The 26,908-nt window shown below is 25.2% G+C and carries 45 protein-coding genes and 2 pseudogenes; 22 read left to right on the top strand and 25 right to left on the bottom strand.

Going from position 1 to position 26,908, the window contains the following annotated elements; translation table 4 throughout:
• Positions 1–328: 328 nt before the first annotated feature.
• From AACK93_RS03295 to AACK93_RS03285, 3 genes and pseudogenes are all read left to right on the top strand, one after another.
• A complete protein-coding gene (locus tag AACK93_RS03295; RefSeq protein ID WP_339025252.1) occupies positions 329–499 on the top strand; it encodes a hypothetical protein in 171 nt (56 codons plus the stop codon).
• 64 nt (positions 500–563) lie between these two features.
• A complete protein-coding gene (locus tag AACK93_RS03290) occupies positions 564–800 on the top strand; it encodes a hypothetical protein (protein WP_339025251.1) in 237 nt (78 codons plus the stop codon).
• Positions 801–948: 148 nt separating this feature from the next.
• Positions 949–2,053, top strand: a pseudogene (locus AACK93_RS03285) (IS3 family transposase); the annotation flags it as partial.
• Positions 2,054–2,667: 614 nt separating this feature from the next.
• Here AACK93_RS03285 and AACK93_RS03280 read toward each other — a convergent pair.
• Together AACK93_RS03280 and AACK93_RS03275 are read right to left on the bottom strand one after the other, a co-directional pair.
• Positions 2,668–4,389, bottom strand: coding sequence for an AbgT family transporter (locus AACK93_RS03280; RefSeq protein WP_339025250.1), 1,722 nt, complete (start codon positions 4,387–4,389; stop codon positions 2,668–2,670).
• An 82-nt stretch (positions 4,390–4,471) separates the two neighbouring features.
• Positions 4,472–4,879, bottom strand: coding sequence for a hypothetical protein (locus AACK93_RS03275; protein WP_339025249.1), 408 nt, complete (start codon positions 4,877–4,879; stop codon positions 4,472–4,474).
• 37 nt (positions 4,880–4,916) lie between these two features.
• On the opposite strand from AACK93_RS03275, the gene AACK93_RS03270 reads away from it, so the two are divergent.
• Positions 4,917–5,093, top strand: a complete 177-nt coding sequence (locus tag AACK93_RS03270) for a hypothetical protein (protein WP_339025248.1) — start codon at positions 4,917–4,919, stop codon at positions 5,091–5,093.
• Positions 5,094–5,542: 449 nt separating this feature from the next.
• On the opposite strand, the gene AACK93_RS03265 is transcribed toward AACK93_RS03270, so the two are convergent.
• The 8 genes and pseudogenes from AACK93_RS03265 to AACK93_RS03230 form a co-directional block, all read right to left on the bottom strand.
• Positions 5,543–5,743 carry a hypothetical protein gene (locus tag AACK93_RS03265; RefSeq protein WP_339025246.1) on the bottom strand — a complete coding sequence of 67 codons (201 nt, stop codon included), beginning with the start codon at positions 5,741–5,743 and terminating at the stop codon, positions 5,543–5,545.
• Between the two features lie 524 nt (positions 5,744–6,267).
• Positions 6,268–6,402 (bottom strand): hypothetical protein, encoded by a 135-nt coding sequence (locus AACK93_RS03260; protein ID WP_339025244.1) that lies wholly within the window; start codon positions 6,400–6,402, stop codon positions 6,268–6,270.
• Positions 6,392–7,252: a Cof-type HAD-IIB family hydrolase gene (locus AACK93_RS03255; RefSeq protein ID WP_339025243.1), complete on the bottom strand. Its 861-nt coding sequence runs from the start codon at positions 7,250–7,252 to the stop codon at positions 6,392–6,394. The genes AACK93_RS03260 and AACK93_RS03255 overlap by 11 nt, the downstream gene beginning before the upstream one ends.
• Positions 7,253–7,277: 25 nt before the next feature.
• The gene (gene tpiA / locus AACK93_RS03250; RefSeq protein ID WP_339025242.1) at positions 7,278–8,015 is read right to left on the bottom strand and encodes a triose-phosphate isomerase; all 738 of its coding nucleotides are present in this window, start codon (positions 8,013–8,015) and stop codon (positions 7,278–7,280) included.
• 84 nt (positions 8,016–8,099) lie between these two features.
• Positions 8,100–9,213, bottom strand: a pseudogene (locus AACK93_RS03245) (IS3 family transposase).
• A 132-nt stretch (positions 9,214–9,345) separates the two neighbouring features.
• Positions 9,346–9,624, bottom strand: a complete 279-nt coding sequence (locus AACK93_RS03240) for a UPF0236 family transposase-like protein (protein WP_339025241.1) — start codon at positions 9,622–9,624, stop codon at positions 9,346–9,348.
• A gap of 116 nt (positions 9,625–9,740) precedes the next feature.
• Complete coding sequence (locus AACK93_RS03235) at positions 9,741–10,010, bottom strand: hypothetical protein (RefSeq protein WP_339025240.1); 270 nt, start codon at positions 10,008–10,010, stop codon at positions 9,741–9,743.
• Entirely contained in the window at positions 9,925–10,374 is a 450-nt protein-coding gene (locus tag AACK93_RS03230; protein WP_339025238.1) for a UPF0236 family transposase-like protein, read from the bottom strand. The genes AACK93_RS03235 and AACK93_RS03230 overlap by 86 nt, the downstream gene beginning before the upstream one ends.
• A 245-nt stretch (positions 10,375–10,619) precedes the next feature.
• On the opposite strand from AACK93_RS03230, the gene AACK93_RS03225 reads away from it, so the two are divergent.
• Complete coding sequence (locus AACK93_RS03225) at positions 10,620–10,832, top strand: hypothetical protein (protein WP_339025237.1); 213 nt, start codon at positions 10,620–10,622, stop codon at positions 10,830–10,832.
• Positions 10,822–11,271 carry a hypothetical protein gene (locus AACK93_RS03220; protein WP_339025236.1) on the top strand — a complete coding sequence of 150 codons (450 nt, stop codon included), beginning with the start codon at positions 10,822–10,824 and terminating at the stop codon, positions 11,269–11,271. The genes AACK93_RS03225 and AACK93_RS03220 overlap by 11 nt, the downstream gene beginning before the upstream one ends.
• 119 nt (positions 11,272–11,390) lie before the next feature.
• On the opposite strand, the gene AACK93_RS03215 is transcribed toward AACK93_RS03220, so the two are convergent.
• The 12 genes from AACK93_RS03215 to AACK93_RS03160 all read right to left on the bottom strand — a co-directional run bounded on the left by AACK93_RS03215 (position 11,391) and on the right by AACK93_RS03160 (position 17,200).
• On the bottom strand, positions 11,391–11,894 hold the full coding sequence (locus AACK93_RS03215) for an integrase core domain-containing protein (RefSeq protein WP_339025234.1): 504 nt from the start codon (positions 11,892–11,894) through the stop codon (positions 11,391–11,393).
• Complete coding sequence (locus AACK93_RS03210; RefSeq protein ID WP_339025231.1) at positions 11,851–12,225, bottom strand: hypothetical protein; 375 nt, start codon at positions 12,223–12,225, stop codon at positions 11,851–11,853. The genes AACK93_RS03215 and AACK93_RS03210 overlap by 44 nt, the downstream gene beginning before the upstream one ends.
• 79 nt (positions 12,226–12,304) lie before the next feature.
• Positions 12,305–12,457: a hypothetical protein gene (locus tag AACK93_RS03205; RefSeq protein WP_339025229.1), complete on the bottom strand. Its 153-nt coding sequence runs from the start codon at positions 12,455–12,457 to the stop codon at positions 12,305–12,307.
• A 74-nt stretch (positions 12,458–12,531) separates the two neighbouring features.
• A complete protein-coding gene (locus tag AACK93_RS03200) occupies positions 12,532–12,945 on the bottom strand; it encodes a hypothetical protein (RefSeq protein WP_339025227.1) in 414 nt (137 codons plus the stop codon).
• Between the two features lie 55 nt (positions 12,946–13,000).
• On the bottom strand, positions 13,001–13,597 hold the full coding sequence (locus AACK93_RS03195) for a hypothetical protein (protein ID WP_339025226.1): 597 nt from the start codon (positions 13,595–13,597) through the stop codon (positions 13,001–13,003).
• 275 nt (positions 13,598–13,872) lie between these two features.
• Positions 13,873–14,118 carry a hypothetical protein gene (locus AACK93_RS03190; protein ID WP_339025225.1) on the bottom strand — a complete coding sequence of 82 codons (246 nt, stop codon included), beginning with the start codon at positions 14,116–14,118 and terminating at the stop codon, positions 13,873–13,875.
• Positions 14,099–14,302, bottom strand: coding sequence for a hypothetical protein (locus tag AACK93_RS03185; RefSeq protein ID WP_339025223.1), 204 nt, complete (start codon positions 14,300–14,302; stop codon positions 14,099–14,101). Before AACK93_RS03185 ends, AACK93_RS03190 begins: the two co-directional genes overlap by 20 nt.
• A 147-nt stretch (positions 14,303–14,449) precedes the next feature.
• Positions 14,450–14,890: a hypothetical protein gene (locus AACK93_RS03180; RefSeq protein WP_339025222.1), complete on the bottom strand. Its 441-nt coding sequence runs from the start codon at positions 14,888–14,890 to the stop codon at positions 14,450–14,452.
• A gap of 448 nt (positions 14,891–15,338) precedes the next feature.
• Positions 15,339–15,515, bottom strand: a complete 177-nt coding sequence (locus tag AACK93_RS03175) for a hypothetical protein (RefSeq protein WP_339025221.1) — start codon at positions 15,513–15,515, stop codon at positions 15,339–15,341.
• A gap of 404 nt (positions 15,516–15,919) precedes the next feature.
• The gene (locus tag AACK93_RS03170; protein WP_339025219.1) at positions 15,920–16,051 is read right to left on the bottom strand and encodes a hypothetical protein; all 132 of its coding nucleotides are present in this window, start codon (positions 16,049–16,051) and stop codon (positions 15,920–15,922) included.
• Between the two features lie 173 nt (positions 16,052–16,224).
• The gene (locus tag AACK93_RS03165) at positions 16,225–16,401 is read right to left on the bottom strand and encodes a hypothetical protein (RefSeq protein ID WP_339025218.1); all 177 of its coding nucleotides are present in this window, start codon (positions 16,399–16,401) and stop codon (positions 16,225–16,227) included.
• Positions 16,402–16,486: 85 nt separating this feature from the next.
• On the bottom strand, positions 16,487–17,200 hold the full coding sequence (locus AACK93_RS03160) for a hypothetical protein (RefSeq protein ID WP_339025216.1): 714 nt from the start codon (positions 17,198–17,200) through the stop codon (positions 16,487–16,489).
• A gap of 348 nt (positions 17,201–17,548) precedes the next feature.
• On the opposite strand from AACK93_RS03160, the gene AACK93_RS03155 reads away from it, so the two are divergent.
• Positions 17,549–17,743, top strand: a complete 195-nt coding sequence (locus tag AACK93_RS03155) for a hypothetical protein (RefSeq protein WP_339024254.1) — start codon at positions 17,549–17,551, stop codon at positions 17,741–17,743.
• A gap of 149 nt (positions 17,744–17,892) precedes the next feature.
• On the opposite strand, the gene AACK93_RS03150 is transcribed toward AACK93_RS03155, so the two are convergent.
• Positions 17,893–18,105 carry a hypothetical protein gene (locus tag AACK93_RS03150; protein WP_339025214.1) on the bottom strand — a complete coding sequence of 71 codons (213 nt, stop codon included), beginning with the start codon at positions 18,103–18,105 and terminating at the stop codon, positions 17,893–17,895.
• A gap of 488 nt (positions 18,106–18,593) precedes the next feature.
• Complete coding sequence (locus tag AACK93_RS03145) at positions 18,594–18,842, bottom strand: hypothetical protein (protein WP_339025213.1); 249 nt, start codon at positions 18,840–18,842, stop codon at positions 18,594–18,596.
• A gap of 896 nt (positions 18,843–19,738) precedes the next feature.
• On the opposite strand from AACK93_RS03145, the gene AACK93_RS03140 reads away from it, so the two are divergent.
• The 13 genes from AACK93_RS03140 to AACK93_RS03080 all read left to right on the top strand — a co-directional run bounded on the left by AACK93_RS03140 (position 19,739) and on the right by AACK93_RS03080 (position 24,465).
• Entirely contained in the window at positions 19,739–19,960 is a 222-nt protein-coding gene (locus tag AACK93_RS03140; RefSeq protein WP_339025212.1) for a hypothetical protein, read from the top strand.
• Complete coding sequence (locus AACK93_RS03135) at positions 19,960–20,121, top strand: hypothetical protein (protein WP_339025211.1); 162 nt, start codon at positions 19,960–19,962, stop codon at positions 20,119–20,121. The genes AACK93_RS03140 and AACK93_RS03135 overlap by 1 nt, the downstream gene beginning before the upstream one ends.
• A gap of 3 nt (positions 20,122–20,124) precedes the next feature.
• Positions 20,125–20,355, top strand: coding sequence for a hypothetical protein (locus tag AACK93_RS03130; protein ID WP_339025210.1), 231 nt, complete (start codon positions 20,125–20,127; stop codon positions 20,353–20,355).
• Between the two features lie 166 nt (positions 20,356–20,521).
• On the top strand, positions 20,522–20,764 hold the full coding sequence (locus AACK93_RS03125) for a hypothetical protein (RefSeq protein WP_338967559.1): 243 nt from the start codon (positions 20,522–20,524) through the stop codon (positions 20,762–20,764).
• Between the two features lie 24 nt (positions 20,765–20,788).
• A complete protein-coding gene (locus AACK93_RS03120; protein WP_339025209.1) occupies positions 20,789–21,133 on the top strand; it encodes a hypothetical protein in 345 nt (114 codons plus the stop codon).
• 204 nt (positions 21,134–21,337) lie between these two features.
• Positions 21,338–21,781, top strand: a complete 444-nt coding sequence (locus AACK93_RS03115) for a hypothetical protein (protein ID WP_339025207.1) — start codon at positions 21,338–21,340, stop codon at positions 21,779–21,781.
• A gap of 3 nt (positions 21,782–21,784) precedes the next feature.
• The gene (locus AACK93_RS03110; protein WP_339025206.1) at positions 21,785–21,955 is read left to right on the top strand and encodes a hypothetical protein; all 171 of its coding nucleotides are present in this window, start codon (positions 21,785–21,787) and stop codon (positions 21,953–21,955) included.
• Positions 21,876–22,073, top strand: a complete 198-nt coding sequence (locus tag AACK93_RS03105) for a hypothetical protein (protein WP_339025205.1) — start codon at positions 21,876–21,878, stop codon at positions 22,071–22,073. Before AACK93_RS03110 ends, AACK93_RS03105 begins: the two co-directional genes overlap by 80 nt.
• A gap of 2 nt (positions 22,074–22,075) precedes the next feature.
• Entirely contained in the window at positions 22,076–22,324 is a 249-nt protein-coding gene (locus AACK93_RS03100; RefSeq protein WP_339025204.1) for a hypothetical protein, read from the top strand.
• Positions 22,325–22,346: 22 nt separating this feature from the next.
• Complete coding sequence (locus AACK93_RS03095) at positions 22,347–22,739, top strand: hypothetical protein (protein WP_339025202.1); 393 nt, start codon at positions 22,347–22,349, stop codon at positions 22,737–22,739.
• Positions 22,740–23,140: 401 nt separating this feature from the next.
• The gene (locus AACK93_RS03090; RefSeq protein WP_339025201.1) at positions 23,141–23,788 is read left to right on the top strand and encodes a hypothetical protein; all 648 of its coding nucleotides are present in this window, start codon (positions 23,141–23,143) and stop codon (positions 23,786–23,788) included.
• Positions 23,789–23,928: 140 nt separating this feature from the next.
• Complete coding sequence (locus AACK93_RS03085) at positions 23,929–24,051, top strand: hypothetical protein (RefSeq protein ID WP_339025199.1); 123 nt, start codon at positions 23,929–23,931, stop codon at positions 24,049–24,051.
• Between the two features lie 48 nt (positions 24,052–24,099).
• Positions 24,100–24,465 carry a hypothetical protein gene (locus AACK93_RS03080; RefSeq protein ID WP_339025198.1) on the top strand — a complete coding sequence of 122 codons (366 nt, stop codon included), beginning with the start codon at positions 24,100–24,102 and terminating at the stop codon, positions 24,463–24,465.
• 49 nt (positions 24,466–24,514) lie between these two features.
• On the opposite strand, the gene AACK93_RS03075 is transcribed toward AACK93_RS03080, so the two are convergent.
• A complete protein-coding gene (locus AACK93_RS03075) occupies positions 24,515–24,643 on the bottom strand; it encodes a hypothetical protein (RefSeq protein WP_339025197.1) in 129 nt (42 codons plus the stop codon).
• A 44-nt stretch (positions 24,644–24,687) separates the two neighbouring features.
• Here AACK93_RS03075 and AACK93_RS03070 point away from each other — a divergent pair, with 44 nt between their 5' ends.
• The gene (locus AACK93_RS03070; RefSeq protein ID WP_339025196.1) at positions 24,688–24,867 is read left to right on the top strand and encodes a hypothetical protein; all 180 of its coding nucleotides are present in this window, start codon (positions 24,688–24,690) and stop codon (positions 24,865–24,867) included.
• Between the two features lie 612 nt (positions 24,868–25,479).
• Positions 25,480–26,591 (top strand): IS3 family transposase gene (locus tag AACK93_RS03065; protein ID WP_339025194.1). Its coding sequence is split into 2 segments (ribosomal slippage): positions 25,480–25,723 and positions 25,723–26,591, totalling 1,113 coding nucleotides; the frame shifts between segments, so codons are not numbered across the junction.
• Positions 26,592–26,908 lie beyond the last annotated feature (317 nt).

Below are 26,908 nucleotides of genomic sequence, written 5' to 3'. Positions count from 1 at the left end.
AATGTGAAAAATGATTAGTTTTTTTAATATTTATTTATTAGTAAGTATTAGTTTTGTAAAACTACTATATCATGTTAATGAGGATAATGAAAATCTTTTAGCTGGTTATAAATAATTGTGTTTTTGAAACGAATAATCGTAACAAACTAATAATAAGAGATAAAAATCATAGTCAATATTTAGATATGAATAGTGATGATGCTTATTGGTATGGAAGCAATTATGCAGTATGCAAAGATGGTTAGAAAATATTATTTTCAATCTCAATAAATAGCATCATTAAAGTTTTGTTATGAAAAAATATTAAAAAGTTTCTGAAAATAGTAAATTGATTTATGATAAGTTTATTCATAATACTAATCAATTACAAAATGAATCAGGTTATTATCCTTTTTTAAAAATATTAATTGCTAAAATTAGAACAACAATATTATGCCATAATTATTATCCGCTGTTAGATTTTAATTCTATCATTAATGCTGTTGGTAGCGAAGAATAACATTTATTAAGTTTATATAATTATTTAAGTAAATAATTATGATATTGAAAATATTAAGCATTGATTGTTTGCTCTTGTTTTTACGAATAATATGCAAAAACGCTATTCAGGAGTTTTAGGAATTATAGTATTAAATAGTTTTTATGGTTATCAGTTTATTTCTTTAGATCCAAATATTTTAAGTAAAAATGTTGTTTTAGAAAATTGTCAGTTAGGTCATTGAGTATCTAATAATATTAGATGGAGTAAAGTAATCGTTTTGTGATGTCTTATTTTAACAAATATTTATCTATTAAAATAAAACTAACCAAGGAAAAGACAAAGTTATATTTTTTAACCATTTTAGTAATAATATAAAATTACAAATTGGATAGGTTATAATAAGTTGGACCATATTTATGTGGACTTTCAAAATAAGATAAAATTATCAAGAAAGTAGGAATATAAAAATGGGCAAAAATTCATATACAGATGAATTTAAAAAACAAATTGTCATGCTTTATCAAAACGGGAAAATCATTATTGAAATTATTAATGAATATGGTATTTCAAAATCTGCTATTTATAATTGAATAAAATCATTCGATAATTTTGGTTCTTTTAAAGCAAAAGATATCAAAGTAATGAAGAAAATGAATTAATTTATTTACGAAAAGAATTAAAACAATTACGAATGGAAAACGATATTTTAAAGCAAGCGGCACTGATAATGGCCAAAAAATAACAATAATTAATAACAACAAAAACAAATATTCAGTGAGGAAAATATGTAAGATTTTGGGTTTATCAAAATCAACGTATTATTATTATCAACCTAATAAATGCACTAACAAGCAAGTTAATAATTATGAACAAGAAATTGTCAATACATTTAATAAAAGTCGCAAAATTTATGGGGCTTGTAAAATTAAAACTGTTTTAATAAGAAAAGATATCATTTTATCGCGGCGAAAAATCAGATGCATTATGATCAAAAATAATTTGGTTTCTAGATACTCTAGATACATCAAATTAAAATATCGTAATCACAAAATAACAGCTAATAATGACCAAATTGTAATGTTTTAAATCGTGAATTTAATGACAAAAAATCCAATGAAGTTGTTGTTAGTGATTTAACATATGTGCAAGTTCGAGGAAAATGACATTATATTTGCTTATTAATTGACTTGTTTAATTGCGAAGTAATTGGCTATAATGCCGGGCCAAACAAAACCGCTTAACTAGTGTTCAACAAGCTTTTCATAAAGATAACACGACCATTAAAGCAAATAACTTTATTTCCATACCGATCGCGGTAATGAGTTCAAAAATAAAATCATTGATGAAATTTTAATAACCTTTAATATTAAAAGATCATTAAGCAATAAAAGTTGTCCTTATGATAATGCTGTGGCCAAAACAACTTACAAAACCTTTAAAACGGAATTTATTAAGGGTAAAAAATTTGAAAATTTAACACAATTAAAATGCGAACTATTTGATTTTGTTAATTGATACAACAATATTCGAATTCACGACAGTTTAAATTATTTAACACCCGTTGAATTTAGAAAATGGCAGTCTAGTCTACATAAAAAGTGTCATAAAAATGGTTGCCATTCCAAATATTACAAACCAAAAATAAAATCCGCAAGATTATTTAATAAATATTTATTGAATTATTTTTATTTTTTTAAATAAGCACTTTTACTTGCTGAGAAAAATTATTTTTTATTAAAAATTGGTAATTATCATTATTTTTAAAATAGTAATTATATTATTTTTGCAGTTTTTTATTTAACTTATTAAGATAGGGTCGCGTTTAGTTTTCTTAGGTATTTTTAAAAAAAGAAAAAATAATCATTTATTATAAATTATTTCAATATTCAAATTAAGTATATATTTCTTATGTATGATTTTTGTTGTAAAAAATTATTTTAATGTTGTTTTTATAAGCGCTTTCCTTAGTTTTTATAACCTTTTATTGAGATTATGTTTGTTGATATTAAAGATTTTTTTATTATTTATTTTCCAAATAAAATGATAATTAAATTTTTGTTGCTTGTCATTAAAAATTATTTAAATATTTTCTTACCTAAAAAAACTTTATGCGTCCTATTTAACAACAAAGATTAATTACAAATATCTGCTTAGTTACCAGCTTCAATTTTTATTTTAATAGCATATTACATTGATGACTGCACATTATAAATTAAATTTCTTGGTAATATAATTGATTTAGCTATATTATTACTAGTAACAATATCAATATAAATTGAACCATCAACACCAACAGGAATTCCAGTAACACTTCAAAGGAGAAAAATAATTGTTCCCATTAATAAGAAAGACAGTGAATATGGAAACATGATTGACATCATTGAACCAATTTCAAATTTCTCTTTTTGTTTTGGTTGAATTCATTCTTTTGCTCATATAATTATTAAAGGAAAATAAGGCATTAGTGGTGAAATCATATTTGTTGAAGCATCACCAACACGATAAGCGGCAATCGCGGCTGCTGGATGAATTTGCGACTTTAATAAAGCCATTACAAATATTGGACCTAAAATCCCTCATTTAACAGACATTGAACCAATAAATAAATTAATAATTGTTACGATTAAAATAAATACAAATAAAGTTAATGTTGTATTATTAAAGTTAATTGCGAAACCAATATAATATCCTAAAGCAATATCAATTCCTGATTGAGCAAAATCAGCAATAAACTGTGTCATAACTAAAAATAAAATTAAACTTGGAGCAGTTTTTTTAAATCCAATAACTAAAGCATTAACAATATCATTTTTAGTTTTAAATGTCTTGGCAACAAAACCATAAATTATTCCAATACCTAAAAATAAAAACCCAATAATTAATACTAAGTGTGTCGTTAATTGATAGTCTTTCGGTTCCAATTTTTTATTAGGAGTAATATTGGTAATATTATTAATAAAACCATTAAATGGCGCTTGGGGAATAAAAGTCATTAATAATATTCCAATAATATAAATAATAACAAATCCCAAAACAAATCACATTGCTTTTCGCTGTTGATCATCTAAATGAAAATTTTTATTAACTTGCAAATCATCTCTTTTAGCAATCGGATAATGAGCAATAATTCTTTTATCAACAATTTTTTCAGTAATAAATCAACCAATTAATGTAAACACAAATAAAAGTAATAATGTAAAATAATAAGTTGATAATGGATTTACTTGATAAGCAGAATCTTTACCTAAAAAATCATTTGTTAATGAAGACATTATAAACTCAACACTTCCCGGAATAAGTGATGTTGTAAATCCACCAGCAACACCAGCAAATACTGCTGCCATCCCTGTTAAAGGATGTCTACCGACGCGATAATATAACGTGCTTGCCAACGGAATTAAAATTAAATAACCAGCATCAGCGGCTAATGATGAAATACATCCTAAAAAAACGCAAGCCGGAGTTAAAATTACTTTTGGTAAACTAGAACCAACTTTTCTTAAAGAAACATCAATAAATCCTGATTTATCAGCCACACCAACAAATACCGTTGTTAATAATACAATTCCCGTTGTTGCTAAACCCATGAAATTACTAATAAAGTTTTTTAATCATCATACAATGCCATCACGACCAATAAGATTAAAAAAATTTAGTTGATATTTATCAACTACTTGCCGGGTATTACGATCATAAAATTTTTCTAAAACAACCCCATCAGGTAAAACATAACTTAATATTAATGATACTAAAATTAAAATAATAATCAAATAAATAAATAAATAAAATGGTTTTGGTAATTTATTTCCTAATCATTCAATACCATTTAATGATTTATTAATTCCTTTATTAACACCACTACTAATTTTTTTTCAAGTCTTTTGCCACCTATTAATATTTTCTTCCATAAATAAAATCTCCGTTTCTATATACTATCCAAGGCGATAATTGCTTGAATATAAATTTTCATTGCTTTTTTTAAATCTGAAATTAAAACTTGTTCATTATATTGATGTTCAGTTGAAGTATTACTATCAAAAATAGCCCCAAAAGCAACACAATTTTCCATACTCCGAGTGTAACGCAAATCCTGCCACCAATTGCTAACGGTTGCGACATATCATTTGTTGCTTGCTGATAAACATTTAATAATTTTTTAACAATTAATGAGTTTTTATCAAAAAATAATTTTTCTTTTAAAATAACTTGCTCAATTACTAAATTATATGGCGCCAATGAAGCTTCTAATTTCTTTAAAATTACATTAACGTCCGTATGGACGGGAACTCTAAAATCACAACCAATAAAATTAGTTTTTGAATTCATTTCAACAAAACCAACATTAAGGGTTAACTTCCCTGATTCATCTTCAATATTAGTAAAAATATTAAATGGCATCAGGATCTAATCTTAATTGTTGTGTTGTGCAATTCACATGACTAATTTACTATCATTATTAATTGTGTTTGCTAATGCCATTACTAATTGTAGTCCAGCATTTATTCCCCCTTGTGGTTTTGAACCATGAGCAGTTTTTCCTAAAACAATAACATTATTATCTTGTTTTTTATATAAAAATTTATTTTGTTCTAATACCGGAATTCGGAATTAATGTTTCTAATTGTGAATCACAATATTCTGCTTGATCACAAGTAACATTATAAATTTCACCACCATTTATTATAAAATATTGTTGCGGATTTTTTTCAAATAATTTTTAAATTTAAAATCGTTTTTTCAACATAGACAAGTGGAAAATAACCACCCGGAGTATATGCAAATTTTGGTTTTTCTTCATTATTCATATAATGCTTAATTGAATCTCATGTTGTTTCTTTGGTAATGCCAAAAATTAACCAAATTCTTTTCTGAGGAATAAAACCCTCATCAATTAAATATTTTAAAGTGAATAAATTTATAATGGCCGGTCATTTATCATCAATAACTCCCCGACCATAAAGAATATCATTTTTAATAGTTGATTCAAAAGAAGGAAATTATCATTTTGATAAATAACTTGGGAAAACAACATCAAGATGACATAAAATCCCAATTAATTCTTTACATGCATCACAACCATACTCTTAATCCAATATATCCATAATGATCTTGTGTTCTTAATTTAGTTTTAAAACCAAGTTTTTTACCTAAATCAATAACATCCTCTAATACTTGATGAACATTTTTTCCATAAGAATATTGTTCATTAATTTCACCATTACCAAACGAAGGCACTTTAATTATTGCTTTAATTTCTTCCAAAGAAGTTTAAAACAAATTATTAAACCGCTGTTCATTAACATCTGATTTCATTTTTTCTTTATCCTTTCTTTAAAATATAATACTTTGATTTTAACATATTTGTCATATTTTATAAAATCAGATAATACTCAGGGGCGCGTTTAGTTTTCTTAGGTATTTTTAAAAAAAGAAAAAATAATCATTTATTATAAATTATTTCAATATGCAAATTAAGTATATATTTCTTATGTATGATTTTTGTTGTAAAAAATTATTTTAATGTTGTTTTTATAAGCGCTTTCCTTAGTTTTTATAACCTTTTATTGAGATTATGTTTGTTGATATTAAATATTTTGTTTTATTACTTATTTTTTAAATAAAATGATAATTAAATTTTTGTTGCTTGTCATTAAAAATTATTTAAATATTTTCTTACCTAAAAAAACTTTATGCCCTCCCGATACCAATCAATATGTAAATGTCCCACTTCTGGTTTCCCGTTTGTCCGTCTAGTAAACCAACTCACTTTCCTGAAGCGTGAATTGCTAACGACTGATAAGTACACTTTGTAAATATTTAAAATGTTTCATATTAACTTTCACAACAGCATTAGATTCTCGTTCAGTAGCGATGCCAAAGCCATCTAAAATTGCTAATAATATTGGATTTTTAGTCCTCATCATTCTCTTTCTTTCTCTTATTCTCATCAATATTATTTAAAATATATTTAAGTATCGCTTTACCAACACCATTTTCGTTATTACTATCACACATATCTGTTGATACTTTTATTAAATCTGAATGACCATTTTTCATCATTATTCCTAAACCAACTTTTTGTAACATTTCATAATCATTTAAAGAATCACCAATTGCCATACAATTTTTTAGTTTAAGATATCATTTATTCACAAGAAACTTTAAAGCTTTAGATTTATCAAAATTTGCTGGCATAATTTCTAAATATTGATATTTTTCTAATGACGATGATGTTGTTCTAATTCGTTCATTAGCTTCAATTTCAATTTTAAAATTTTCACAAATTTTATCCTCTAATTCATCTAAACTAATAGTTAATGTATAGCAAGCCGGCAATGATTGACGATCACTTAAAATCTTTAACTTATATTTAGGATTTATTTTTGCTTCCCGCATAATAGCAACTGATTTTTTTCTTGTATAGGAAGAATTTTTTAAACCATAACCTCAAAAATTCAAATCGTATTTTTTAATAATTTCATAAATATATTTTGTATCTTCTTCATTTAAATGAGCATTTCAAATATTCTTTTTAGTTTTTAAATCATAAATAACACAACCATTAAAACAAATAATATGTTGTCCATACTCATCTAACTTTAATTGCTGAGCATAAAAGAATGTTGCACTAGGCGCCCTTCCCGTCGCTAAAATAACTTTAATACCTTTTTCTTGTGCTTGAATAATAGCATCTCTAGTATCATCTAATATTTTTCCTTTATCAGTTAATAAAGTGCCATCAATATCAATTGCAATTACTTTAATATTCATACTACTTACACTCCTTAGAAATTAATTAAGAAATTAATTGCAAAAATGAATCCACTTGCAATGATGCACCGCCAACTAATGCTCCATCAATATCTGGTTGTTCTAAAAGTGCTTTAATATTATCTGGTTTAACAGAACCACCATATTGAATTCTCATCTTAGTACTTACTGCGATATTATACATTTCCACTATATTTTTACGAATAAACTGACAAATTCGTTGTGCTACTTCTACTGTTGCTGTTTTCCCGGTCCCAATAGCTCAAACTGGTTCATAAGCAATAACAATTTGTTCTAACTGTTTCTCACTAACATTTTCTAATGCTATCTTTAATTGCCGTGCAACAACTACTTCTGTTTGCTTATTAATATATTCTTCTTCCGTTTCACCACAACAAAGAATAATTTTTAAATTATTTTCTAAAGCCTTTAAAACTTTTTTATTGATAATTTTATCACTTTCATTAAAAAGATTTCTTCTTTCAGAATGCCCTAATACAACATAGGAAACATTCATAGTTTTTAACAATAATGGTGAAACTTCTCCTGTAAATGCACCAGCATTTTCAAAATGACAATTTTGAGCACTAATAATTAATTTACTAGCCTCACGAATAGATGTTTCCAATAAAGGAAAACTAACAGCAATTCCGACATCAATATTATGATTTATCATTTTCTTTTCAACTTGCAAAATAAAATCTTTTGTTTCATTAATATTTTTATACATTTTTCAATTACTGATAATAATTGGTTTACGCATTTAAATAATTCCTTTCTTAATTATTTCCTTATCTGATTATAACATATCTATTTTTTGGATTGGCAACCCTTTTTAGGACAATTTTTATATAGACATTTGTTTTCTAAAAGTAACTGGAAATAAATAATTTAAACTGCCATGTATTCTAAGATTATTGTATCAATTAATGTAATCAAATAATTCAAGTTCTAATTGTGCAAGATCATTGAATTTTCTACTATTAATAAATTATGTTTTAAAAACTTTATAAGTTGCTTTAGCAACTGCATTATCATATGGACAACCCTTCGCACTCAATGATCTTTGAATTTTAAATGTAGATAATAATTGATCAATTATATTATTTTTAAACTCATTACCTCGGTCGGTATGAAATATTTCAATTTTTGATAATGGTCTAATAATTCGCATAATAGCTTGATAAACCAACTCCGTATTTTTATTTGGTCCGGAACTATAACCAACAATCTCGCGATTATACAAATCAATTAGGAGACATACATAAAATCATTTAAAACCCACACTTTTATATAAGTTAAGTCACTAACGATAATTTCATTTATTTTTCTATTATTAAAGTCTCGGTTTACAATGTTATTTACTGGATCATTATTTACTTGAATATTTTTGCATTTAAGTCTTGTTTTTGTGTACTTTGATATCAAATTATTGTTTTTCATAATGTTTCTAATTTTGTGTCTAGATAGGTTAATACTTTTATGAGCTAATACTACTTTGATTTTTCGAGCTCCATAGACTTGGCGGCTTTCGTTAAATGCACTGATAATTTCTTGATTATAATTATTCACTATTTTCCTTGTGTATTTATTAATTTGATAATAGTAATTGGATTTTGAAATATTTAATAATTTACACATTTTTCTTATCGAATATTTTTTCTTATTGCTATTAATTATTGTTATTTTTTGGCCATTATCAGTGTCGATTGCTTTAAAATGTCATTTTCCATTTTTAAGTCTTTAAGTTCTTTTCGTAAAGTTATTATTTCATTTTCTTCTAGTGTGCAATTGTCTTTTGCTTTAAATGAACCAGAATTATTATAATTTTTAACTCAACTATAAATAGTTGGTTTTGGTAAATTATATTCTTTCCCTAAATTAATAACACTTTTGCCATTTTTGTATAGCATAACAATTTGTTTTTTAAATTCTTCAGAGTATGAGGTTTTATTTCCCATTTTTATATTCCTTCTTTCTTAATAATTTCGAAGTCTATATAATTATGGTCCAACTTATTGTAGCCTATCCATATATTTCTTTTCTGATTTCTATTTCTGAATTAATATTTTCATTAATATAATGTAACACATTTAATTTGTTTTAATATCTTTATTATTTAATTCATTTTTAGCAACATTACGAATGGTTTTGATTAATTCTTGATGATTTCCATCCTTATATAATTTAATTCAACTATTTAGTGTTACTTTGCGATTTTCAAAAATAATATTAAATGTGGTTTGTTTTAATTTTTTAATAGCGTGATAACCATCTAAAATATATCTAACATTACCAAAACTATTGACAATTTCTCTAATTCAAGTAGCACCATCACCACAAACAATTATTTTGTCATAATTAATATTCACTGTTTTTATAATTCTTTAATTAATAAATTACGATAATCCATCGTATTTATTTGTTTATCAACTTTTAACATTAGAAAATGCCCTCGTTTGTTTTCTAACGCTCTACGAGCATTTTTTTATTTTTTTTCTTTATGTTTGGTATGAAAAGTAACTAAACGAATTTTTTGGTCTTGTTTAACTTTATGATCTAATGTCGCTAAAAATGTCTCATCTAATTGAATATATAAATCCTTATTTTTAACATCAATTCTAGTTTTAGTTTCTTTTTCTGCTAGTTGGAAATATTTGGCAATATCATATTTATTTAAAATATTTGAAATACCGGCCTTTGAAATATAACAATGATTTAGAGCATCTAAAAAAACACCGCGATGCCGTTTTACCATCGTCCAGAAGACTTAAAACTTTAAATTGAACATCAAAATAAATTCTTTGTTTAGACAATAAACCAATTTCTTTGTCTAACAAACATACATATTCAAATTTCCCTAATTTTTGATTTCAATATTTATAGCGGCGTCGTTTAAAAGTAATATTACCAAAAATTGTAATAATTGTTCTTAAAGCAAAATGAACTACTTTATAACCTTGTTTTAACCGATAATGATATTTATATAAGTATTTATCTAATTTTTCATATTCATTAGCTAGTTGTTCGCATTTGTTGGTGTACATATTTTTGTGAGTTTTAAATAATTTTAATCAATGCTTGTTTTCTGAAGTTTTGGCATTATTTTTAATTTCCAACATAAAAAATCGCCTTTCTTGGTAGAGCAATTTTAACAAAGTTAAATTTAGTTAACTTATTTTTCTTTTTTAAAGATAAATGTTTTTCTATAATTAGTATTCAATATTTTGAAAAAATGATAGAAATTTTTATTTGATAGTTTATAATTAATTTTTATTAATTAGACTGTACAAATTTGAGAAAGGATGTTGATTGTTTGGTAAATTTTATCAATTAGTAAAAATTCACGAAAGGAATTTGATTAACTATGAAAAAATTACTAGGAATTATAGGAAAAATAACAATAGCGGGGGGCGGGTGGAATGACAGGGATTGTTGGCAATGCCCCAAGAAAAATAGAACAATCTTTTATGAAACGAGAAAAATGAACAACAAGTCCTGTCCTTATTTAGTAGAAGCTAATAATGATATAATAGTAAAATATGATTATTATTATGGTAGAACTGGAGATGATAGTTAAAGTTTATACTTTAAGGTTTAATGATAAGAAAACATTAAATATAGTATATTTTACTAAATATGCTTCTGATTGAAATTTATTTATAGAAAAATATCCTTACATTATAATTAACACTTATAGAGAAGAAAATTCACCAGAAACTTTTGGTGATGTAGGGAAAGATAAATTTGGAGATATTAAAATTAATTTAAATAATGTTGATATAAATCATAACAATAGTAGTGATAAAGCATATTGAAGAACTTTAGTTAAAGCAAATCAATATTGATTTGCTTCATATGATGTTGATTGTGATATTGAAATAGGATTATGAATTGAAAATAATAAAGAATTAAAATTAAATATTTATGTTTATAGTTATCTTTATAGTGCTGGAGCCACTAATAGACACTTAACAACTGTTTTAGGAATAAATTTTGCTAAAATTGTAAATAATTAAAATTAAAAAAATACCTTTAATTCTAGAAATATTTAATTTAATAGCGATTGTAACAATAAGTTAAATATTTTATAAAAAATAATTATTCAAACTTCTAGAAACTACTTTGTTAAAAATTTTTACAATGTTTGAAAAGGCGTTTTACTGTTTAAAGATGAATGATGGCGTTCAAAATTATAAAAGTAATAATATTTGTTTAAATAATGTTGAAGTTCGTTTTGGTTTAATTTTTTATCCTTAGAATAAAATAATTTGGTATAACGTTGATGAAACCGCTCAATTTTACCGTTACTCTGTGGCGAACGAATCGGTGTGGTTTCGTGGACAATTCCGTTCCTCGAAAGAAAGGTTGTAAAAGGCCTTTCTTTTACTTTGTACGATTTTTTATTACTTCAGTTAGTAGTAGTAAATTCAGGAGCATTATCAGTGCGAAGACGTTTAATGGTTATGCCAAGTTCGCTAAAATCTTTCATTGCTCTTTGTGCATCACTAACTGCATTATTAGTTCCTAAACTATCATAAACATAACCAAATACTATGCGTGTCATTTCATCAATGAAATCATAAATGTAATATTTTTTATCAACCGGAAAATTTGATGTGGCAATGATTTTGGCATCCATTTGTAAAAGATCGATATCGGAGATACTTCATAACGCTTAAAATGGCGTTTTTTTTGATTTTCTGTTTTAATTCTTTTCAATGAGGGTCGGATTTAATTCAGCGATAAAAGGTTTTAATATTTTTCGGAATTTCTGCATTTTTAATATCGTGAAAACCGATTTTTAAATTGTTAAATAAAGACCACATTCCACCGGCTTGAAGATTTTTGTAATCAAAATATAAATCACATACTTTTTTGCGAGAATTTAAACTATATTGATAATTAATATTTTGTGGTTTTGTAGTTTTAAACAATAATAAATCTAAATTGTCAGAATAATAAGCGGTCATAATTTTTTCTGCCCAACGATAAAAGGTTTTCGTTTTGTTCTTAAAATATTTTTTAATAAGTTTTGTTAAAGTAATTTTTTTAATATAGAAAGAAATAAGTACATAAATTTAAATAGGCAGTAGTGCGTTTTTTAGTTTTATAGTAATAATGATTATGGCAATTAACACTTAATCAACTTTGTGCTTTTGCTTTTAAATCTGCTAAATCATCTTGGGAAATAATATATTTCATTTTTAAACTCCCTAAATTAAGAAAATCGTATTATAAAAAATACGATTTTCAAACATATTTATTAAAATTGCTAATTAATTAGATATTTTGGCATAGAAAGAAGTTATACTATAAGATAATTCTATTGATTTAGTAAATGTTATCTTAACCTTAATTATCTCAGAAATTTCATAACCAAAACCCGAATCTAAATAACTAAAATCATCATAATTTTTTTTAACACCGTTATTTTTATAAAAATTAATTCAATCTTTATTTTTATTTCCAAGAGATAAGCTAAAAATGTGAGTTCGTTTAATTTCAAGGGGCAAATCTATGTTATCTTGAAATTTAATTTTAGCACCACCACCGATTTTACTAGGAATTAAAAAACTATTATAAATGCCGGAAAACTCTAAATCATATTTTTTTAAATCAATGCTATTTTTATTGCACCCAGAAATAAACATTACACTTATTAAATTTAAAGTTGATAAAAATTTTCACATAACAAAAAATCCTCCTTTCAAAGAAATTATATTATATAAAAATATTAAAAATATTTTAAGAGAACTTTTTTAATAGCATTAGTAATATTGCCAATGGTACTATAAATTCAAATAACATCTGAAATGCCGGAATAACTTCAAGTACTGAAAATGCTGTTTTCGTAAAATTAATCGTCATTTTGGCAATGTCAGTAATAGGGCGGCGAATTAAAAGATTAATCCCAGAAAGAAAACCAAGTAATCAATTCAAAATACTAACAGAAACGTGCTGAATGCCACAAGATATTGCACTAAATAAATCTCAATAAGAACAAAATTGCGCGCAGGAATCAAATCATCCATATCACCCACTTATTCCACCACCAATAAAAGCCGTTGAATTCAAAATGTTAAAATCGTATAAAGAATAATGATATTCAGTGCTTTCACTTTTCTTTTTATATAATGGAAAAGTCAGTGTAAAAATATTAATTCCATACATTACATCGACTTTAGCATTATAAAAATGCAGTTTATTATTAGTAGCATTCCATCATAATTGGTTATCATATGCTTTTAAAACATTAAAATCTATTTGATAAGAACTTTTACCGGTATTAAAACCATTGGCAGTTTGTTTATCTTTAACAAAGAAATAAGAACGAAAAATCATATTTTTACTATTTTAGATTATTAAACCAAAGTTAATTAAATACCGTTGGGGATAAAAAGTAATTAAGGAACGATAGAAAAAACCCATTTATAAAACATTTTTAGAAATTTGTTGCATTCCTTTGTAATCTAATTCTACATAAGTAGAAGCATCCATATCAAAACTCGCATAAAAAAATTGTACAAAAAAACTCACCTAAAACTTTATAAATTTTATTAAATAAATTATTAATAAAATCAATAGTTAAATCTTTTTCGTAATAAAGCATAAAATCTTTAAAATCAAATTTTAATTTGTCATCATAGCGTAAAAAAATGAAAAGTATTACCATAATAATTAACTTGTCCAAAAAAGGTATTAATAAAATCTATTCCAAAACTTATTACTGAGCCAGATTTTCAAAGTGATTTACCATTTTCTAAAAACTCATTAAAACCGCCATAATTAATATGTTCAGTTTTTACAGTAATAACATCACCAAAACTAGAAAAAGAAAGTTCTCTAAAAATAATTTTTTCCATCATTATAGGTAGGTATAAAATATGAATTTTTGCGACTTAAACTAAATTTACTATTCTGTTTAAAGCCATTTAACTTAATTGATATTTCATTCATATATTTAAAATTATCATCAAAGAAATTAAAAATTGGGACTCAATATAAATAACTATAATTAAATTTATCAAAATCTCGGCGTTGTATCATTAAATAATCAAGTTTATCTTGAAACTGATTATATTGATACTCACCATCATTTTTAGTTGTTGCGGTCGGTAATGGTTGCTCGTTATCTTTTTCTGGTAAAGGAGGAATTTCAGCGGAGAATGAAGTTGTACTATAAGATAATCATATTTATTTGGTAAATGTTATCTTAACCTTAATTATTTCAGAAATTTCATAACCAAAATCTGAATCTAAATAACTAAAATCATCATAATTTTTTTTAACACCATTATTTTTATAAAAATTAATTCAATCTTTATTTTTATTTCCAAAAGATAAGCTAAAAATGCGAGTTCGTTTAATTTCAAGGGACAAATCTATGTTATCTTGAAATTTAATTTCAGCATCACCACCAATTTTACTAAGAATTAAAAAACTATTATAAATACTAGAAAACTCCAAATCACAACTTTTACCACATTGACTAGGATTGGTGGTTCGTTTTTCTCGTTTCATAAAAAATTGTTTCATATTAGGTTTTGGTGGTTGTTTTGTATCAAAGAACGCCCCTAACGGCACCAAAATAATAAAAATTATATGGATTATAAATCAAGAAATAATCTTATGCATCTCATTACATCTTAAAACTCTTTTTTATTGCTTTAAAAGCATCAGAAAATTTATACTGTTGATGTTGTTGACATTCACAATTAGCAACTTGCATTTGATGCTTTCTAAAAACTTTATTAAAGTAATAACCCTTAATAATTAACTTAATACCAGTTATTAAAAAATAAATAATTAATAATCAAAGATAAATATTAAAAAATACACTTTGAAAATTTAATGGTATAAAATCTTTAAAAAATTTATCCCCTTTAATTTAAAGAATCGCTAAAAATACTCAAATTATAATAATAACACTATGAAGTATAATAAAAAAATGCATAAAACCTAAAACGCTTTTAAATCATTTAATACCTAATATTTTCTTTAATTTTTTCATTTTTTAACTCCTTAAAATTAAATATATTGTTGATAAAATACAAAGCGTTCCTAAAATTTGGAAAATCGGATGTTAAGAAAATAATCTTATCATTGGTTTAAACAAATCTAAAATTTTAATATTACTTGATAGAACTTTATTAAAATATTCTAAACCATCACGCACATAGACTCATAAACCCAAAAAGTCATTTAAAGCAAAAATAGAAAAAACAACAACAAGAATAAATAAAATTATTAATTTAAACATTTTAAAAATCTACCTTTTTATTCGCCGTTCATGTTGGTTGACTCATGGTCTATTTTCAGGATTATTACCACTAAATTTCTTAATTGGACCACTAGATGGTCGCGTTTAGTTTTTTTAGGTATTTTTAAAAAAAGAAAAAATAATCATTTACTTATAATATAAATTATTTCAATATGCAAATTAAGTATATATTTCTTATGTATGATTTTTGTTGTAAAAACTTATTTTGATGTTGTTTTTATAAGCGTTTTCTTTAGGTTTTATAACCTTTTATTGAGATTTTGTTTGTTGATATTAAATATTTTGTTTTATTACTTATTTTTTAAATAAAATGATAATTAAATTGTCGTTGCTTCTCATTAAAAATTATTTAAACCTTTTCCTACCTCCTACCTAACAAAACTTTATGCGCCCCCGCTAGATGATTGTTTCTTAGTTCCTCAATTAGCAACTGATTTTTGATATTTTTCACGAAAACCAACTTTTGATCGTTCCATATGAATTCCTAAAATATCACCAATTACAAGATTTATCACAAGCATAATTAGCGGAAAAATAATAATACGAATATCTGTTCCCGGAATGAATGGTTAAGGTTCAAATTAAATCAAAAACTTTATAAAACATATCGCCAATCAAACTAGCCATTTTTTCTAAGTTTTCCATTTTTTAAACTCCTTTACTTGTTTTTCTTCTTCAGATTATTTTTTTAACTTAGTAAGTAAAGTATCTTACTGAATTTTTCCATTTTTAAGTATTCTATTGCTTCAATATCCATTACATTATCATTTCAAAATTTATGTTGATAATTATCATTCAAAGCACGATTATTTAATTCGCGCAAGAATGATAAATATTTATTATCATAAAGGTTTAAAATTGACATCGGAATTTTCAATTTAAAGAAATAAATGTCTAATTCCGGAATGCTACGATACTTGATTTTACGACCTTTTTTATCATTTTTTGCATTAATTAGAGTTAATCAATCGTCATTGTTCGTATTCGCTTACCGATTTAAAAGTGCCATAAATAAATTGTAAATAAGGACGAAAAATGCTAACTGGTTTTTTTCTAATGCCAACAATTATTGAATTCGCAATATCACGAACACGAACCTTAACCCATATATGTTCGGCTCGTCGCCCGCCCGCTAATACGATGTGGGTAAATTGTCGAGCCGAAGCGAAATATTCTTGTAAACCTTGGGTTATCTTATCATTTTTTTTATAGTCAGTACCTTCAAGAAATAAATTAGTTTCATCTCAAAGTAATAATGATTTCTCATCTAAAATTGGATAATTATAATCTAATAAAGACATATGTCCTAATGAAAGCATTTGTTTATTGGTAATCGGAAAAGTAGAAATCGTTTTTCAACCACTTAATAAGTAAGAAGCTAAAACCATTAAAGCGGTTTTTCCGGTGCCCAAAGCACCAATTACTAAATTTAACGGCGAATTCAATAAGAAATTAATAAAACTCCGACGAGCAAAAAAATGAGAAATTTTAGTATATAAAATATATAAAGCAATTAATAAATAAATAATATCGAATAACATTCGTCAACTTTGAAGATTATAATAATGCAAAATCGCACCACAGAATCACGTAATAATAAATAAAGTGCGATTTAAAGTCACAAAATCATATAATCTTAAATTTATTTTTTTAAACAATAGCATCAATTAAATCACACTTTTTTTATTTTTATTACTAATCTGTCAAGCATTAATTTTTCAAACATTTTGAAAGCGATTAAAAATAAATCAATACCCACGCCAAGCAAGAAAACTCAATATGTAGCAAAGAAATTAACGACATTTGGCATATTACCACCAATAATATCAGTTTAAATATTACCAAATGCTTTAATTAATGCTTTTCATAAATTAGTAACCGCTTGTTCGCCAGTAACAGCTATTGGCGTAGTCACTTCTGTTAAAAAAGTTCTAATCATACAATCACCCCCCCTTTTTTTCTAAACAAAATATGATTTAACCTTATAAAATAAAATAACCATAAATAAGACAATGAATAATAATACCATTCAAAAGGCAATATTTGCTATTAAAAATCAAAGTAGTTCTTTGGTTAAATCAATTTCTTCGCCAAAAACTCATGCCGAAATAACTTTAATTTGAATAAATAAATCCCAAAAATACAATTTTGTCATTTCTCAATCTAAATCTTTTCAAGCAACTAAAAACATAATAATTACCGCTTAAAAGGTCAAAAGAGCAGAAAAATAATTGCCGAGAAGAGCATTACAATTATTAAAATTGAAAACAAAAATACAACTTGAGGTGGTAAATCGGCAGTTGGATAAATTAATTCAATTAACTCAATAATTATTTTTTTAAACATTTTCTAAAACTTACTTTTTAATTTCTTTTTCATCTTGTTCTAATAAATTTCGCTTAAACTTTGCAATAAATATTCGTTGTGAATAAGTAAAATCTTTTGGTAGCTGTTTTGCTTCACTACCATCTTTCTTTTTATCTTTAAAAAACCGATAAATATTAACCGCAATATAATATGCTAGTAATAATGTTAAAATCGTAAAAAATACTAATCCAAATATACTCATCTTTCTTTTCTCCTTAATTTTTTAATCTTTTGATATGCAATATCAACACAAAGTCAATTATCACCGACTAAATCAGTTCTAACAGATTCAACTTCAGATTTAGACGCTCAAATTTTTTTGTTTTAATCTAGTTTTTTTATTAATAGAATAATAAACTTTCGACAATAATTTTTAGATGGTTCATCCACACTAACTCACATTTTCATTTCTAAAACTCCAAAACTATTTTTTTATTACTACACCAAATCAAAAAAATTACAATAAATTAGTTAAATGGACTCAACTCATCCATAACTAGCGGGCGGAGCATACGCTTTCCGCGCCGCCCTACCACTATAAACATCAACCAAGATGTTTTGTGGAGTTTTTTTTATTTACCTCTATTCTTAAGGCATCTTAAAACACCTTTAAAATTAATTTTTAAAATAATTAAAACTTACATCCTTTTTATCATTCTCTTTTTCAGCAATAAAAAAATTTAACAATTCTTATCCTATAATCAAATTAGACTCCCGCCCTTTCTTATTAACTAAAACCAACTGATACTCACCATTTCTAATTATTCCAATACAAATAGAATTTTCATATTTTTCTTTATAAACAAATCGTTTTGAAAATCAAATACCAATAGGATTACTAAATCACGGAATTTTTGGGGCTTTAATAAGAATTGCGTTTTGTGTTTCTTTTAAAAGATATTTTTTAGTATTTAAAAAAATATTTTCAATATTTCTCACATACATACCTTCCTTACAAATTATATTTAGTTATATTAAACTAAGTTATATTTAGCTTAGTTATCTAATTAAAGGACGCATAAAGTTTTGTTAGGTGGGCAAAGATTTGAATAAGTATTAAGACAGTCAGCAATGATTGTCTTTTTATTTTATGAGGTGTTAAAATTTTGTTCTTTGAAAATTAAATACAAGTGAATTAATAATGTTGGTATGTATTAAAGCACGATAAATTGTGGGTGGTCGCCATAACCAAAAGGAGTTTACCAGTTGATAGATAACACATCTTATTAGCTATAGCAATTTGTTTCGTTTTGCAATAAAAAAATGAATGGGTGGATTTCCTAAAAATATACACGCTATTAAATTAGTTCCAAGGGGAGGATGCGAATATTAAAGTGTAGAAATTTCTATATAGGGAGATGCTAAGTTTAAAATTATTAAAATCTTTATCTAATTAAAAAACAAAATTTAATAACAAAGCTTATTAAACACTTAAATCTGCGATATATAAGTATTTAAAAAACTAAGTTAACTAACTTAGTTTATCTATAAGAAAGGTAACTTACTATGAAAAACATTGAAAACATTTTCTTAAATACTAAGAAATATCTTTTAAAAGAAACACAAAACACAATGCTTATTAAAGCCCCAAAAATTCCGTGATTTAATGAATAAATCGGTATTTGGTTTGCAAAGCGATTTGTTTATAAAGGAAAATATGAAAATTCTATTTGCATCGGAATAATAAAAGATAGTAAATATCAAATAATTTCAATTAATCAAAAAGAAAATGAAACCAAATTAATTAAGGGACAAGAATTATTAAGCTTCTTCATTACCGAAAAAGAAAACAACAAAAAAGATATAAATTATAACTATTTTAAAGGAGTTTAAAAATGAATATTGTGATTGGAATAATATTTACTATTATTTGCATAATGTTATTGGCATATTTTGCTTATAAAATTTATGCCAAAATAAAAATGCGAATTAAATATAAAAATGCCATTAAAAATAATACTGGTAATTTTACAAAAGACGAAAAATTGTTTATTGCTCGCTTTGAAGAATGAGTTAAATCTCCTAATTCAAAAGAAAATAATGAGAATAAAAAATAATGTTTTGAAAAATTATTATGGAATTCTTAGAACTGTTTGTTCCGATAGAAAAAATGCCTGCACAAGTTGCGTTTATTGCCGAATTAATTATTATCATTACTTTTCTTTTCGCCTTAATTTCAATTATGTATTTACCAATAAAAATGATTTTTGGGAGATAAAAAATGACAATAAATTTAAAAGAATTTAATTGAGAACAAATTAAACAAACTTTCTGAGATTTATTTATTCAAATTACAACTATTCCGGCTCACATTACTGGTTGCAAAGAAATTAAATTAACCGAAGCACCACTTTGACTTTTAATAGCAAACATTGCTTTTTGATTCTTGACAGCGATTATGGTGTGATTTATTTTAATGCTACTTTGAAAAACCATATCAGTATTTAGATAGAAACAAAAGTAATATCGCGAAGTTACATTGTGATGTATTTCCAAAGAAATTCAAAATTAATTAGAAAAAAATATAACCGTGTTAAGGTTAATCGTGGTTTTAACAAAGTTAAGAAAAACTTTGAATATAAATGATGAATGTTTTAAAAAGAAAGGGGGGTGATTATATGATTGGAACTTTCTTAACAGAAGCACCAGCAGTAACAAAAATAACAGCTAGTGATGCGATGACTAAATTATGAAACGCGATTATAACAGCGTTTACTAAAATGTGAGAAATTATTGCTGTTAATATGCCACAAGTTGGTAACTTCTTTGCTGATTACTGAATCTTCATTTTTCCATTTATTTTGGCAATATTCTTTATTTGTTTTAAAATGTTTGAAAAATTACTTGGCGCAGTCCGCTAACAAAAAAATAAAGTGAGGCGCAAGATGAAATTTTGCAAATGAATAATAGAAAAAAATAACCATTTTATTGAATTGGATCGCACCTCATTTTTAATTTTATGACATTGCGGAGCAATTTGATACATTTACAACGGTTATTTTAAAAACATTGTAAGTTATTTATTTTTAGCAAATTGTATTTTAATTTTCCTTTTTAAAATCATTAATTTAACACAAATTAACAAAGTGATTAATTTCTTAAAAAATAACTCACCATTAAATATTGTTATTGGTTCGTTAAGAACTGGAAAAACCGCTTTTCTAGTATACGCATCAAAAATTACTAAAAAAGAAGAAAATATCACATCGCCCCAACCCTTCCATTACTAGAAACCCAAAAATTAAGTTTAGGGCATACGGAATTATTAGACTTTGATTACCCGGTATTGCCAGATAAGACCTTATTTCTATGAGATGAAACCAATTTATTTTTAGAAGGAACTGATTAAGAAAAAAATAATACCAAAAACGAAGAAACTGGTATCCAAGAATATTTCGCTCTAGCACGCCATTTCGGTCATATTGTTCTCGCCAGTGGTCAAAAGAGATAAACATATTTGAGTTAAAGTTCGTGATATTGCCAATAATGTGATTGTGGGAATTCGTAAAAAACCCGCTAATATTTTTCGCCCCTACTTAAAAGTTGTCTATGGTACTGTTACGAACATTGAAGAATATGAACGCTGACAAAACACCTTAATTGATGCGAAAAATAGCAAAAAAGGTCGTCGCATTAAATATCGTGATATTCCTGAACTTGATATTTATTTTTTTAAACTAAAAATTCCTTTACCAACACTTAACACTTACAATTCTTTTTACCTAGCGTTTTTAAGAGATTACTTAAATGCAAAAGTAAATCCTGACTATGAAGACAAATACTATACTGACACCGCAATTGATTTAGAAGACTTAGAATACTTAAAAATAGATAAATTTAGCAAATTTTTAAGAAAAATGAAAGAAAAGGAACAATAAAAAATGGAAAATCTTGCAAAAACGGCGGACTTTCTCGCCCAAATGCTTTATAAAGTTTTTGATTTAATTTGAAGTTTAGAAGTACCGGGAACGAATGAATATTCAACTAATATTTCCTTTATTCTTAACGCCGGCTGTAGAATTTCTTATGGCAATTATTCTTGGATTTGGTAGTCAACAAGTTAATTTAGAAAAACAACGCCAATATGCGGTTAAAAATAAATGACGGTTAAGTGCGTGAGGAAAAGTTAAAAAACAAGTAAAGCCAATAAAAACAAAACAAGGTAACTAACGATGTTTAAACTAATTATTATTTTTATCTTAATAACTGTTCTTGGGTTATTAGCTGGTAGTCATTTTGAAACTTTAACAAACTATATTAGCGAAGGGCTTGCCAATTTCCAAAAGTTTATTACTAGCAATTTAACAATTTTAGAACTATTTAAACCAATGGCCCGGACATTTTCGCAACACTCAATCTTTACCATCCTTGGTGTAACTTGTGTACTTATTGCTTTATTTATTGTGATTAAAGGACGATAAAAAATATGAAAGGAGAATTAAAATGAAAAAAATTTTAGGAAAATTATTTAAAAAAGATAATTCAAAAGAAAAAATGTCATTAAAATTAAGAATTAAAAATTCTTTTAAAAAGCAGTGGTTAAAAATAGTATTAAGTATCATTTTCGTTTTTATAAGCTTATTAATTTGTGCATTAATAGTAAGTGATACTAAATGAATAACCGGAACAAGTAATGAATTTAATAATTTTGTGAATAAAGAAATGGTTGATTTCTTTGGCAAATTTAATAGTGGTATTATGCTGACAGGAATATTTGTTTTTTGATGAGGCGGAGCAATATATTTTGCACTTAAATTTGAAAAATTAATCCGCTTTATTATTCAAAAAATTAAAGCAAAAAGAGTTTTGAAAAATGAAATCAAACAAACTCATTAATTCTTTAAAAAAATATTGATGGAAAATTTTGCCTTACATTTTTATGATTATTATCTTTTTCATTCCATTTTTAAAATTGGAAATTAATGATTTGAAATTATTATATGAAAAATTTGAAGCATTAATTTCACTTATGATACTAGGGTATTTAGATATATGCATGACAATAACTGTAATTATAAATTGTGGTATTAAGTGACTTATTAAAAAAATTAAAGAAAAAAGAACAGTGAAAAATAAAATATTTTAAAAAGGAGTGATAAAAATGTTTATGAAAATATTTACCGTGTTAATTATTTATTAGTTTCAATAACATTTTTACCATTCCCCAAAACATTAATAACGACGAAATAATAACACAATCACTAATTAGAAACAAAAGAGAAAGCAAAGAAGCTTATGTGTTAAATTTATCAAATATTAAAATTCAAATTACATATGACTATAACGATAAATATGAAATAGATTTTTATAACATCAAAAAAGAAGAAATTATTAATATTCCAAAATGATTAAAATATGATGGAACTAGTAGTTGCGAAGAAAATTGAAGACCTAATTGTGGTTTAAAAAGTTTACATTTTGAGAAAAATGATATAGTATGAAACGAGCTTAAAAGATTAAAAATTAAAATAAAAAATGACAAAATGTTTGATAAAACAGAATTTATTGCCTCAAATACTAATGTTAAAATTGCTAATGAAACAATTACTACTCCAATAAAAATACTATCTTTTAAAGCAGAAACACAAACCAAACCGACAACTGATATTGATTTACCAGAAACAACCACCAAATTTGATGGAAACCATAACTATACAGATATCATTGATAATCTTGACTATTTAATGATTCATCGTGGTGATTTTGACAAATTTAATTATTCTTATCTTTATTGAACGCCAGTATTTAATTTCATTGACACCTTAGAAAAAGGTTATTATAAAGAATTTACCATTAAAAATTACGGTTTTAGAAACGAAAGCTATTTTTATCACAAAAATTCTAGTAGTAAAGGCGAAATTAATAATAATGTTTTAAAAAATTAAAGCTTTTAATAAAACATTAGTCGCAGGTAATAACTATTTACAATTATTACATGGTGAAAGTGAAATCTGAAAATATGGCACCGAAAAGACTAATGATTATTACTTAATTAAGTATCTTTTTGGTACTTTAAATTACCTTAATGTTAAATTTAGTTTTTTTACGCTACGACCCCGAATTAAAGAATGACATTTACCTTTATTTTAAAAACAACATTTCTAATATTAACAATAAAGATTACAAAAATGTTTTTAACGAAATCTAAGAAATTCTTGGTAATTTCTTTGCCAGTTTATTTTATGCTACTTTTGATATGGACGAAAAAACTCATATCGAAATTGATTTTAAGGGAGTAGATAATTACAACAAAGATTACTTTATTCAAATCGGTTTCTTTTATCGTTCGTTAATTACTTTTTATCCCAAAAAATATTTAATCAATGTTACTGGTAATTCGGAATTATTACTAAGAAGTTATTTCTTTACTTTTGATAAAAAACGCATCAAGAGAATTATAATGCTATTAAAGATAATAACAGTATCTATCAAATTGAATTTAATGTCCTTAAATCTTATGATAATAAACTCATCACATTACCAACCAGCAAGACTGTTAACAGTATTAATTACCTCAATACCGATATTGATATTCGCTACGGAATTAATATTTTTACCTTAACTTTTCCACTTTATCACAAAGGCAATATTTCTAATTACAATTTTAAAATTTATGACTTTAATGTCTTAAATTCCACAGCCTTTATTCCTGATGGTTCCACCAACTCAGAATGAGATGATTTAATTCCACCAGCAAATTGCAAATATTCTGGACGATGAATACCAACCTTTAATGACATTGGATGTGCCATTTCAAAATGCTGGTATCAAAATGCTAAATTGAATGCTTACTGCTTCACAAATTATTACCATTTTACGACCGTTATCAACCATTGCAAAAGCAACAGTTAATTTTTCAACCGCCATTTTTCCAGTTTTTAAAACGGTACCAGCTTTTTATTATACCTTTCAATTTTTAATCGGTTTTGCCATTTTTCTAATGATATTAAGAATTTTTGTATAATTATATATATATATTGAAAAAATAAAATAAAGGAGTTAAAAAATGAAAATTTTAAGTATAATGGCTATTTTAGGATTAACAATATTGCCCGTAACTGCTTGTTCAAACAAAAAAACAATTTTCACTGACTGAACCGCTAATAATTAACGAATTAAATTTATCAAATGTTAAAATTCAAATTACATATGACTATAACGATAAATATGAAATAGATTTTTATAACATCAAAAAAGAAGAAATTATTAATATTCCAAAATGATTAAAATATGATGGAACTAGTAGTTGCGAAGAAAATTGAAGACCTAATTGTGGTTTAAAAAGTTTACATTTTGAGAAAAATGATATAGTATGAAACGAGCTTAAAAGATTAAAAATTAAAATAAAAAATGACAAAATGTTTGATAAAACAGAATTTATTGCCTCAAATACTAATGTTAAAATTGCTAATGAAACAATTACTACTCCAATAAAAATACTATCTTTTAAAGCAGAATTAAAAAATAATTAAACTGTAAAATGGGGATTGTAAAATTAACTTGCGTGGATAGGTTACAATAAGTTGGACCATAATTATATAGACTTCGAAATTATTAAGAAAGAAGGAATATAAAAATGGGAAATAAAACCTCATACTCTGAAGAATTTAAAAAACAAATTGTCATGCTATACAAAAATGGCAAAAGTGTTATTAATTTAGGGAAAGAATATAATTTACCAAAACCAACTATTTATAGTTGAGTTAAAAATTATAATAATTCTGGTTCATTTAAAGCAAAAGACAATTGCACACTAGAAGAAAATGAAATAATAACTTTACGAAAAGAACCTAAAGACTTAAAAATGGAAAATGACATTTTAAAGCAAGCCGCGCTGATAATGGCCAAAAAATAAAAATAATTAATAGCAATAAGAAAAAATATTCAATAAGAAAAATGTGTAAATTATTAAATATTTCAAAATCCAATTACTATTATCAAATTAATAAATACACAAGGAAAATAGTGAATAATTATAATCAAGAAATTATCAGTGCATTTAACGAAAGCCGCCAAGTCTATGGAGCCCGAAAAATCAAAGTAGTATTAGTTCATAAAAGTATTAACCTATCTAGACGCAAAATTAGAAACATTATGAAAAACAATAATTTGATATCAAAGTACACAAAAACAAGACTTAAATGCAAAAATATTCAAGTAAATAATGATCCAGTAAATAACATTGTAAACCGAGACTTTAATAATAGAAAAATAAATGAAACTATCGTTAGTGACTTAACTTATATAAAAGTGGGTTTTAAATGATTTTATGTATGTCTCCTAATTGATTTGTATAATCGCGAGATTGTTGGTTATAGTTCCGGACCAAATAAAAATACGGAGTTGGTTTATCAAGCTATTATGCGAATTACTAGACCATTATCAAAAATTGAAATATTTCATACCGACCGAGGTAATGAGTTTAAAAATAATATAATTGATCAATTATTATCTACATTTAAAATTCAAAGATCATTGAGTGCGAAGGGTTGTCCATATGATAATGCAGTTGCTAAAGCAACTTATAAAGTTTTTAAAACAGAATTTATTAATGGTAGAAAATTCAATGATCTTGCACAATTAGAACTTGAATTATTTGATTACATTAATTGATACAATAATCTTAGAATACATGGCAGTTTAAATTATTTATCTCCAGTTACTTTTAGAAAACAAATGTCTATATAAAAATTGTCCTAAAAAGGGTTGCCAATCCATGATGATGATAGTTGAATTAGTAAAGGTAACATTGTATATACAAATAAATATATTACATTTAAGCAAGTAAAAATATTAGTTAAAATTTAATAAAATTAATAATTTTTTATTGTGTAAAAATTCAATAATATGATAAAATGGTAACGAATAAAAATAACAAGGAAGATATGGTTAGTTTAGTAATTAAATAATATAATTAGCTAATTGTTTTACTTCTTCAAAGCAATTACCTAAGAAAACTAAACGCGACCTGTTAAGTAAATTTACTTGACATATATATATATTAA

Source organism: Spiroplasma endosymbiont of Agriotes lineatus (assembly GCF_964019485.1).
Taxonomy (GTDB): Bacteria; Bacillota_I; Bacilli_A; order Mycoplasmatales; family Nriv7; genus Nriv7.
Note: the sequence above shows the minus strand (reverse complement) of the source record. Positions and strands in the feature narration are given on the sequence as shown.